We start from the raw sequence: 8,658 nt of genomic DNA on the forward strand, positions 1-8,658 counted from the left end.
TCCCTATTTCCGGCCTCACTAAAACGCCTGATCCCAGCGTACTGACAGCCGGATCGCCGCATTGATCAGCCCAACCATGCTGTAGGTCTGCACGAAGTTTCCCCACTGCTCGCCAGTCCGCAGATCGATGTGTTCGGCCAGCAAGCCGTGTTTGTTGCGACAGGCCAGGAGTTTCTCGAACAACACACGTGCCTCATCGCGCCGGCCCAGCGTCGCCAGGGCGTTGACGTACCAGAAGGTGCACACCAGGAAGGCGTTCTCCGGTTCCCCGAAGTCGTCCTTTTCGACATAACGAAAAATGAAATCGCCACGTCGCAAATCCTTTTCGACGGCCGCCACCGTCGTGGCAAAACGCGGGTCGGCCGGGTCGAGAAAACCGACCTCGGCGAGCAGCAACAGGCTGGCATCCATGGCCTCGCCCTCAAAGGTGGAGACAAAGCTGGAACACGCCTTGTTCCAGGCGCGCTGGCTGATCGTTGCGTGAATCAGGTTGGCTTGGTCGCGCCAGTAGACGGCACGTTCGGCCAGTTCGAGCTTGGTGGCGATGAGCGCCAGGCGATCACAGGCGGCCCAGCACATGACGGCTGAAAAGGTATGGACGCGGGCACTGCCGCGCAACTCCCAGAGCCCGGCATCGGGCTGGTCGTAGCACTGTCTGGCTTGCTCGCCGAGAAACTCGAGGCGCCGGAAGAGCGCTTCGTCGCCCCGGCGGGTCAGGCGCTGGTCGAAGAAAATGTGCGTGGCGGCGAGAATGGCCGAGCCATAGACGTCGTGCTGGACCTGGCGATAGGCGAGATTGCCGATGCGCACCGGACCCATGCCGCGATAGCCGGACAAGGACGGAACTTCGCGCTCGTCCAGATTGCTGCGGCCATCGATGCCGAAAACTGGCTGCAGCGGCCCGCCGGCGGCATGGGCAGCGATATTGACGATGTAGGCGAGGTAGCGTTCCATGGTGCGCGTTGCGCCTAGACGGTTCAGCGCATTGATGACGAAATAGCCGTCACGCAGCCAGCAGTAGCGGTAATCCCAGTTGCGCCCGCTGCCGGCCGACTCGGGAATGGAGGTGGTCATGGCGGCAACGATGGCGCCGGTATCGTCGAAGGCATTGAGCTTGAGCGTGATGGCCGAGCGAATCACCACGTCCTGCCATTCGAAGGGAATGCCCAGCGACCGTACCCACTCGTACCAGTATTGCGTCGTTTCGTGCAGGAAGCGGCGACCGATCTCGGCAGCGCCTTCGTGCGCCGTTTCATCAGCGCCCAGCAACAAGGTGATGCTGTCCTCGAGGAAAAACGAGGTTTCCTGCAGGATGGCGGTTAGCGAGGCATCAGTGGTCAGGCGCAGGGTGACGGTCGGCGCGACATAGCGGATGTGGTTGCTGCCCCAGGTCAGTTCCGGCTTGCCTGCACCATCGGAGTGGGTCGGGCGCAGCCGCACGGTGAGGCGCGGGCTGCCGCTCAGGCGGACGACCCGGCGGACCAGCATCATCGGCCGGAACATTCGGCCGAACTGGCCGAAACGGGGTGCGAAATCGGTGATTTCGACGGCGCCGCCATGCTCGTCGTAGAGACGGGTCACCAGGATGGCGGTATTTTCCTGATAGTGCTGTTCGGAACGCTGGCAATCGGCCAGTTCGATGGCAAAGAAGCCATCTTCCGCGTTCTCTTTGAGCAGGGCGCAGAAAACCGGGTCGCCATCAAACCGGGGAAAGCAGCCCCAGACGAGCTTTGCCTGTTCGTCGATCAGAGCGCCGATGGTGCAGTTGCCGATCAGGGCCAGGTCCAGGCTGCTCATGACAGGCCTTTCAGGGCTTCGCCCAACCAGTTGCGGACGGCAGCAACATCGGCCAGGCGATAGCGGGCGCAACTCTTGCCCGGACCGACCTTGATCGAAATGCCATCGAGACGATTGACCTCGGCAAAACCGTGTTCGTCATTGAGATCGTCGCCGATAAAGACCGGGCGACGTTGGGAAAATGGCGGTTCGTTGAGGTATTCGCTGACCGCCGAGCCCTTGTCGATGCCGGCCGGCTTGATCTCGACGACCTTTTTGCCGCACTGCACTTCGAGCCCTTCGCCAGCTGTGAGTACGAGTTGACGCATCAGGCGATGAACATAGGCGGCCAGGGTCGGTGCCTGCCGGTAGTGCAGGGCCAGCGTCAGCCCCTTGTCTTCGAGCAAGAGCCCCGGGTGGCGCTCCTGGATCGGCAACAGCGCCGCCTTGATGGCGCACTTGGCATCCGGTGGGGCGGCATGGATCCACAGACGGCCGGCCACATCCCTGCGCTCCAGGCCGTGCAGCCCGGCCATAGGCAGGGACATGCCGAGCAGTCCTTCGAGGTCGGAGATGGTCCGCCCGCTGACCAGTGCCAGCGCACCGCCACTGGCCCGATGCAACTGGGCGATCAAGTCGAGCAGTTGCTTGTCGACGAGAACGGCGTCCGGCGTCTCGGCGATATCGATCAGCGTGCCATCGACATCAAGAAAATAGGCCCAGCCGGCTTCCGGCGTCGGTGGCCTCCGGTTACGTGATTTTGTCATGGACGTCCACTCTCCGATTTGCTGGTCAGACGACTGCGGCGACGCATGGCTGCGGCATCGAGCAGCATGCGCCCGGCCCAGCGGAAAACATTGAATTCTGCAATCAGGCCGCGCATCAGGCGCATGCGGTCACGCTGTTCGGCGAGCGGCATGGTCAGCGCCAGATGCAGGGCAGCGGCACACTGGTCGGCATCGTAAGGATTGACGATCAGAGCTTCGGACAGTTCCCGGGCGGCGCCGGTAAATTCCGAGAGAATCAGTACGCCGCGCTCGTCGTCGCGGGCGGCGACGAATTCCTTGGCAACCAGATTCATCCCGTCGTGCAGGCTACTGACGAAACACAGGTCGGCGGCGCGGAAGTATTCGTACACCTGGGCTGGCTCATGGTGTTCGACCTTGAGCAGGATGGGCGGCGCACCTTGATGTTCGAAACGACTGTTGATGCGTATGGCGGCGGCGCGCACTTCCTGTTCATGATGTTGATACTCGTTGATTCCGGAGCGTGTCGGCGCTGCGATCTGGATAAAGGTGAAGTTCCCGATCCAGTCCGGATTCAGTTCAAGCAGACGTTCGATGGCACGAAAACGTTCGACGATGCCCTTGGTGTAGTCGAGGCGATCAACACCAATACCAAACTTGTGTTCGGGGGGCAGATCATTCTGCTTGCGGATATCTGTTCGGCAATCGGCCACGCTCTTCGCCAACATCTCCGGCTCTGGCGGCCAGGCAATGGAAATCGGGTAGCGCCGCACGGCGGTCAGTTTGCCGCCCAGCGTCACGGTAAAGGCTTCCCTATCAACACGCGCCTCGAGAAAACGATCGACCGTATCGACAAAATTATTGCAGTGCGACTGGGTATGAAAGCCGACGATACTGCTGCCGAGCAAACCGGTCACCACCTGGTCGCGCCATGGGCAAATGGCGAAAGACTCGGGATTGGGCCATGGAATGTGCCAGAAGGTGATGATCGTGGCATCGGGAAATTTCTCGCGGATCATTTGCGGCAAGAGGGCCAGATGGTAGTCCTGGACAAGGACTATCGGCGCATCTGTCTTCGCCTCGCTGGCCACCGCCTCGGCAAACTTGCGGTTGACCGCCTCGTACTGCGCCCAGTCCGCCGAACGGAAGATTGGCCGCACATGGGCAATGTGGCAAAGGGGCCAGAGTCCCTCGTTGGCAAAGCCATAGTAATAACCGGCCTCTTCTTCTTCGCTCAGCCATATGCGCCGGATCTGGTAAGCCGGGTTTTCCGGCGGCACGGCAACCCGGTCGTTTTTGTCGACCACGTCGCGATCAGCGGAGCCGCTGCCGTGGGCAATCCAGGTGCCCGAACAAGCGCGCATGATCGGCTCGAGCGCCGTCACCACGCCACTGGCCGGGCGCTGCACGTCGATATGATTGTTGCGATGCTGATGGATGTAAGGCTCACGATTGGAAACCACGAGCACATCCTCGCCGCGTAATTCACCGTGCAGAATGGCGCGCAGCGCGTCCGCCGTCCAGGTAATCTGACTCTCGTCACGCGCCCTGGTCTCGGCTTCCAGTTCACGGATAAGAAGCTGCAGGTCGCGAGCAATCGGTTTGAATTCCGGCCGTTCCGGGCCAGCCTCAACCGACGGTTCGCGCAGCAGCCCCTCTCCGCGGAGCAGCGAGCGCATCCCGGTCATCCAGCCACGCCACGACAATTGGGCAATGACCACCGTGACCAGCGAAATGAGCGCTGCCAGCCCCATGAAGAAATAGAAAACGTAACGCTTGGTTTCCTCGCTGCGGCGCGTCACGAAGCTCATGTCGTGCACCAGGACCAGACGACCATCCGGCGCCAACTCGCTGGCTAGCGGTTTTACGGCCACATGCAGGGGGCCACGCGAGCTCGCCAACAGGTGTTCGCCAGGCTCTTCCAGACGATCAAGGTCGGCACAATTGATTTCCACCGGCAGTGAGCGGCTTGCCAGCGGCCTTCCTTGTGCTGACGTGCAGTAGCCAATGGCAAACAGCCGCTCATCCTGGGTAATGTGATTGAAAAACTCACTGACTTTGGCTTTCTGGCCAGCCGCCAGTTGTTCCTGCAAGGGCCCCTCGATGGCCTTGGCGATCAGTGACGAACGGGTGTCCAGATCGCGAATGAACCAGCTCAGGGTCAGTTTGTCGACCAGCGGGGCGACGGCGTAGGCAATTCCGGCCAGAACCAGGATCAGGGGCAAGACGAAGCGGAGAGATAAACGCATCGGGTTACGCTCGCAATCTGCCGGCAACGCCAATACCGTAACCAAGGCTGATGATCTGGTAGTTCCAGAATATCGTGCTCATTTATTGCTCCTTTGGTTGCTCAATACAAAATCAATTTCCGGTCGCCAGCTGTCGCCTCCCTGCGTCAAGATGATCGCTGGTGGCAGACTCCGGGAAATGTTCGGCGTAGGCGCGCGCGGCCCCAAGCAGCGCCGCATTCGGGCTGCGCAGAATGGACAGAGGAAGATTTTCCAGCCAGCCGGTGAAGCGCCCCTTCCGGGCAAAGCGCTGGCGTATCTCGGCGAGAGAAACAAGCGAGGCTATACGCAGCGCGATGCCGCCGCCGATCACGACGCCGCCGTTGGTCCTGAACATCAGAGCCAGATCGCCACCAAAACTGCCGAGCAGGCCAGCGAAACAAGCAATGCTGTGTGCCGCCGCCGGACAGTTCCCAGCCTGGGCGGCGGCTACTATTTGTGCGGCGGAACGATTTGGGCCGGCTACGCCGAGTTGCAGGCAGCTGACTTCATCGATGAGTTCCAGCCCTGGGCCGGACAGGATGCGCTCCCATGAAACCCGGGCAAAGCGGGTTTGGGCGAATTCGAGTACACGCTGCTCGAATTCGTCGGCCGGGGCAAAACCGATATGACCGCCTTCGCTAACGATGGGCTGTGGTCGACCGTCGTGATACACCAGCGCCGCTACGCCGAGCCCGGTTCCCGGTCCGAAAACGACACGCGGCGCACGGTCGGATTCTTCCTGTGAATCGCTCGGGATGCGCTCGGTGACTGCGGGAACAGTCAATACGTCGGTCGGCTCGAGCGCCGTCAGCGACCAGGCAAGAGCGGCGAAATCGTTGATCAGGAGCAGGCGGTCAAGGCCGAGGGCCTGGGCCAGTTGTTGCTCGTCCACCTCCCAACCGGCGTTGGTCATCCGGGCATGGCCGGCGCTCAAGGGGGCGGCAACGGCAATTGCGGCTCCCGAGACGGGCTGTCCGAAGTCGTGCAGGGCCTGAGTGCAGAGTGCGGCAAGATCGCTGGCACTCTGCCGCTGCAGAGTGTGCACTTCACTGATCGGTCGGCCCGCCTGGAACAGGCAGAAGCGCCCGAAGGTGCCGCCGATGTCTGCAGTCAGGAGCGCTGTAGGCGCCAGACTGGTCATCGAGCGACCTCCGGCAAGGCATCGGAGAATGCCGAAATGTTGTCGACTGAAGCCCGCAACTGCGGCAGATAGGCGGCATAATTTTGCTGAATGAAGTGCACCAGCCCCTCGCGAACCCGGCAGCGCAAATCCCAGGTTTTACCGGCATCGCCGGCGCTGACCAGGATGCGTAGCTGCATCGCCCTTTCACTGGACTCGGTCACCTGCAGTCCGCAGACCCGACCATCCCACTCCGGGGCGGCGTGGCAGATGCGTTCAAGCTCCTGACGTAGCGGCTCGAGCGGCATGGCGTAGTCGACCCAGAGAAAGACCGAGCCGGTAATTTGCGACGCGGCTCGCGTCCAGTTCTCAAATGGATTCTGGATGAACCATTCGAGTGGCACGATCATGCGGCGATCATCCCAGATGCGCACCACGACGTAGCTGCCGGTGATTTCCTCGACGCGTCCCCACTCGCCTTTGACGATCAGTACATCGTCGATCCGTATCGGCTGGGTCAAGGCAATCTGCAGGCCGGCAATCAGGTTGCCCAACACCGGCCGGGCGGCGATACCGGCAACCAGACCGGCAACACCGGCCGAGGCAAGCAGGCTGGCCCCGATCTGGCGGACACCGGGAAAGGTCATCAAAATCGACGCGACGCCGATCAGGCCAACCAGCGTCATGACGACGCGCGAAAAGACCCGGCTCTGCGTCTGCACACTGCGTGCCCGCAGATTGTCGGCGACATCGGCTGGATGCATGCTGATGACGGCCTCGGCCACCGCCTTGACCAGACGAATACAGAGGAAAGTCAGGTTGGCGATCAGCACGATATTAAGCACATGGCGCAACGGTTTGATCAGGAAAAGCGAATCCGGGGCGCCACCGACCACGACGTGAACAAAGAGCAGCGGCAGTAGCAATTGCATGGGATGCCGGGCGTAGGTGACGAGACTGCTGATCATCACGAACCCGCTTGCCAGACGACGTGCCAGACGATGCAGAGCGGAATGGAGGAGCAATCCAAGCAGCGCCGCCAGCACGCACGCTCCCCCCAGCTCCAACCATGGATTTGCAATTGTTACGGGAAATTCCAGCCAGTTCGGCACCGGTTTGGTTTCCTCCAGGAATAGTTCCAGGCGGATTGCAGCCTGTTGTTCAGGTACAGGTTCCGCTTTTCGGACTGCTGCCAGGATTGCCGGTTCCGTTGGAATGGCAGGGAAAACGATGGCAACTCAAGAGTGTCTTCAAGTCCATGCAATTCGCTCGACTAAAGACAGAGCGGATCATCCTACAGCAAGAAAGTCCATAACAAAAACCAATGACATACCCGTCAGACTTGAAAACCCATGCTTAAAATTGACCAATTTCATATTTAATAACATGCAGTTAACTCACACACCGGAACACGCCTTCCAAATGCTTGTCGTTTTTTCAAGACTGATATTTACTGGACAGAAGCGACGACCGGGAGTTCCCCATGGAGAAACAGCGTTTGATCTGGCGCATTGCGGCAATGGATTTTGGCTTTGCGGTAAGCTGCGTCCCGGGCGGCGTCAGGCGGTGCCACGACATGCTAAAAACCGTCTTCCTGACAGCCCTCCCCCGCAAAGCGCTCGATACGTAAAATTGCGTTGATGCATTCACGCCATTGAAAGGATAAGTAGTGGATTCCACGGTCAACCGGAAATTTTGGCCAAAAATGAAATGGGCGCTGCTGTTCATCGGCGCGATATCCCAGGCCCAAGCTGATGTCTGGCGCTTTGCCGTCATTGGCGACACGCCCTATTCCGACTACGAGCGGGCCGAACTACCGAAAATGCTCGAGGCCATCGCCGACAATCAGGTCGAATTCGTGGCCCATATCGGTGACATCAAGTCCGGCAAGGATCGCTGCGACGACAGCCTATTCGCTGATCGCCATGGCGTCTTCAACACCTCGCGCGTGCCGTTTGTTTTTGTTCCTGGCGATAACGAGTGGTCCGACTGCGATCGCGTGTCGAATGGCAGCTACGCCCCTCTGGAGCGCCTGACCAAGCTGCGCAGCCTGTTCTGGCGCGATGGCCTATCCCTCGGCCAGAAAAAAATGACGCTTGAGCAACAGCCCGGCAACTATCCGGAACACGCCCGCTTTCGTCTTGGTCCGGTACTGTTCGTGACCGTAAATCTGCCAGGTGGCAACAATAATTGGGGGATGACCGGCCAACCGAGTGCGGAATTTCTGAACCGCAATCCGGTCGCCATTGAATGGCTCAAGGAAAATTTCGCACTGGCCCGACGCGATAAGCTGACCGGTATCGTCCTGCTTTTTCAGGCCAACCCAGGCTTCACACACTTCAACCAGGGATTTGGCCACCATGGTTACCTGGAACTTCTGGAGTTGCTACGCCACGAAACGTCGCAATTCACTGGACAGGTCGTCGTCGTCCATGGCGACTCGCATATCAGCCGGATAGATCATCCTCTTCGGGACAAGCAAGGCCGGCCGATGGGCAATTTCACGCGGGTCGAAACCCACGGCTACCCGATCATGGGCTGGACGCGCGGCATCATCGACACAAAATCGCCTGCTCTCTTCCGGTTCGAAACCCATCCCTGGCCGCCCAAACAGCATTGAGTAGGGGACGGGGTTGCCCCCGTCGCCCTCTCACACCACCGTACGTGCGGTTCCGCATACGGCGGTTCATGTAAGGCACTGGAGTCGTCGCGTCGTATCGAGCAGCGACACCAGCCCACAACGATC

Annotated in this window: 7 protein-coding genes; 2 read left to right on the forward strand and 5 right to left on the reverse strand. The window is 60.2% G+C overall.

The features are described from left to right. Window positions 1-18 precede the first annotated feature (18 nt). From WBK19_RS05705 to WBK19_RS05725, 5 genes are all read right to left on the reverse strand, one after another. A complete protein-coding gene (locus tag WBK19_RS05705) occupies window positions 19-1,797 on the reverse strand; it encodes a glycoside hydrolase family 15 protein (protein ID WP_511287772.1) in 1,779 nt (592 codons plus the stop codon). Further along, the gene (otsB, locus tag WBK19_RS05710; RefSeq protein WP_511287773.1) at window positions 1,794-2,543 is read right to left on the reverse strand and encodes a trehalose-phosphatase; all 750 of its coding nucleotides are present in this window, start codon (window positions 2,541-2,543) and stop codon (window positions 1,794-1,796) included. The genes WBK19_RS05705 and otsB overlap by 4 nt, the downstream gene beginning before the upstream one ends. Beyond that, window positions 2,540-4,771 carry an alpha,alpha-trehalose-phosphate synthase (UDP-forming) gene (locus WBK19_RS05715; RefSeq protein ID WP_511287775.1) on the reverse strand — a complete coding sequence of 744 codons (2,232 nt, stop codon included), beginning with the start codon at window positions 4,769-4,771 and terminating at the stop codon, window positions 2,540-2,542. The genes otsB and WBK19_RS05715 overlap by 4 nt, the downstream gene beginning before the upstream one ends. A 112-nt stretch (window positions 4,772-4,883) precedes the next feature. Further along, window positions 4,884-5,933 carry a glucokinase gene (locus WBK19_RS05720; protein WP_511287777.1) on the reverse strand — a complete coding sequence of 350 codons (1,050 nt, stop codon included), beginning with the start codon at window positions 5,931-5,933 and terminating at the stop codon, window positions 4,884-4,886. After that, window positions 5,930-6,958, reverse strand: a complete 1,029-nt coding sequence (locus WBK19_RS05725; protein WP_511287779.1) for a mechanosensitive ion channel family protein — start codon at window positions 6,956-6,958, stop codon at window positions 5,930-5,932. The genes WBK19_RS05720 and WBK19_RS05725 overlap by 4 nt, the downstream gene beginning before the upstream one ends. A gap of 437 nt (window positions 6,959-7,395) precedes the next feature. Between WBK19_RS05725 and WBK19_RS05730 the strand changes: the two genes are divergently transcribed. Together WBK19_RS05730 and WBK19_RS05735 are read left to right on the forward strand one after the other, a co-directional pair. Beyond that, complete coding sequence (locus WBK19_RS05730) at window positions 7,396-7,542, forward strand: hypothetical protein (RefSeq protein WP_511287780.1); 147 nt, start codon at window positions 7,396-7,398, stop codon at window positions 7,540-7,542. Window positions 7,543-7,617: 75 nt separating this feature from the next. Further along, window positions 7,618-8,532: a metallophosphoesterase gene (locus WBK19_RS05735; RefSeq protein WP_511287782.1), complete on the forward strand. Its 915-nt coding sequence runs from the start codon at window positions 7,618-7,620 to the stop codon at window positions 8,530-8,532. The last annotated feature ends 126 nt before the right edge of the window (window positions 8,533-8,658 follow it).

Source organism: Azonexus sp., from assembly GCF_049652925.1.
Taxonomy (GTDB): Bacteria; Pseudomonadota; Gammaproteobacteria; order Burkholderiales; family Rhodocyclaceae; genus Azonexus.

What these genes read in the sequence shown, in the direction of transcription:
- WBK19_RS05720 (WP_511287777.1), bottom strand. Translation starts at nt 5,933, where the DNA reads ATGACCAGTCTGGCGCCTACAGCGCTCCTGACTGCAGACATCGGCGGC.
- WBK19_RS05730 (WP_511287780.1), top strand. Translation starts at nt 7,396, where the DNA reads ATGGAGAAACAGCGTTTGATCTGGCGCATTGCGGCAATGGATTTTGGC.
- WBK19_RS05705 (WP_511287772.1), bottom strand. Translation starts at nt 1,797, where the DNA reads ATGAGCAGCCTGGACCTGGCCCTGATCGGCAACTGCACCATCGGCGCT.
- otsB (WP_511287773.1), bottom strand. Translation starts at nt 2,543, where the DNA reads ATGACAAAATCACGTAACCGGAGGCCACCGACGCCGGAAGCCGGCTGG.
- WBK19_RS05735 (WP_511287782.1), top strand. Translation starts at nt 7,618, where the DNA reads ATGAAATGGGCGCTGCTGTTCATCGGCGCGATATCCCAGGCCCAAGCT.
- WBK19_RS05715 (WP_511287775.1), bottom strand. Translation starts at nt 4,771, where the DNA reads ATGCGTTTATCTCTCCGCTTCGTCTTGCCCCTGATCCTGGTTCTGGCC.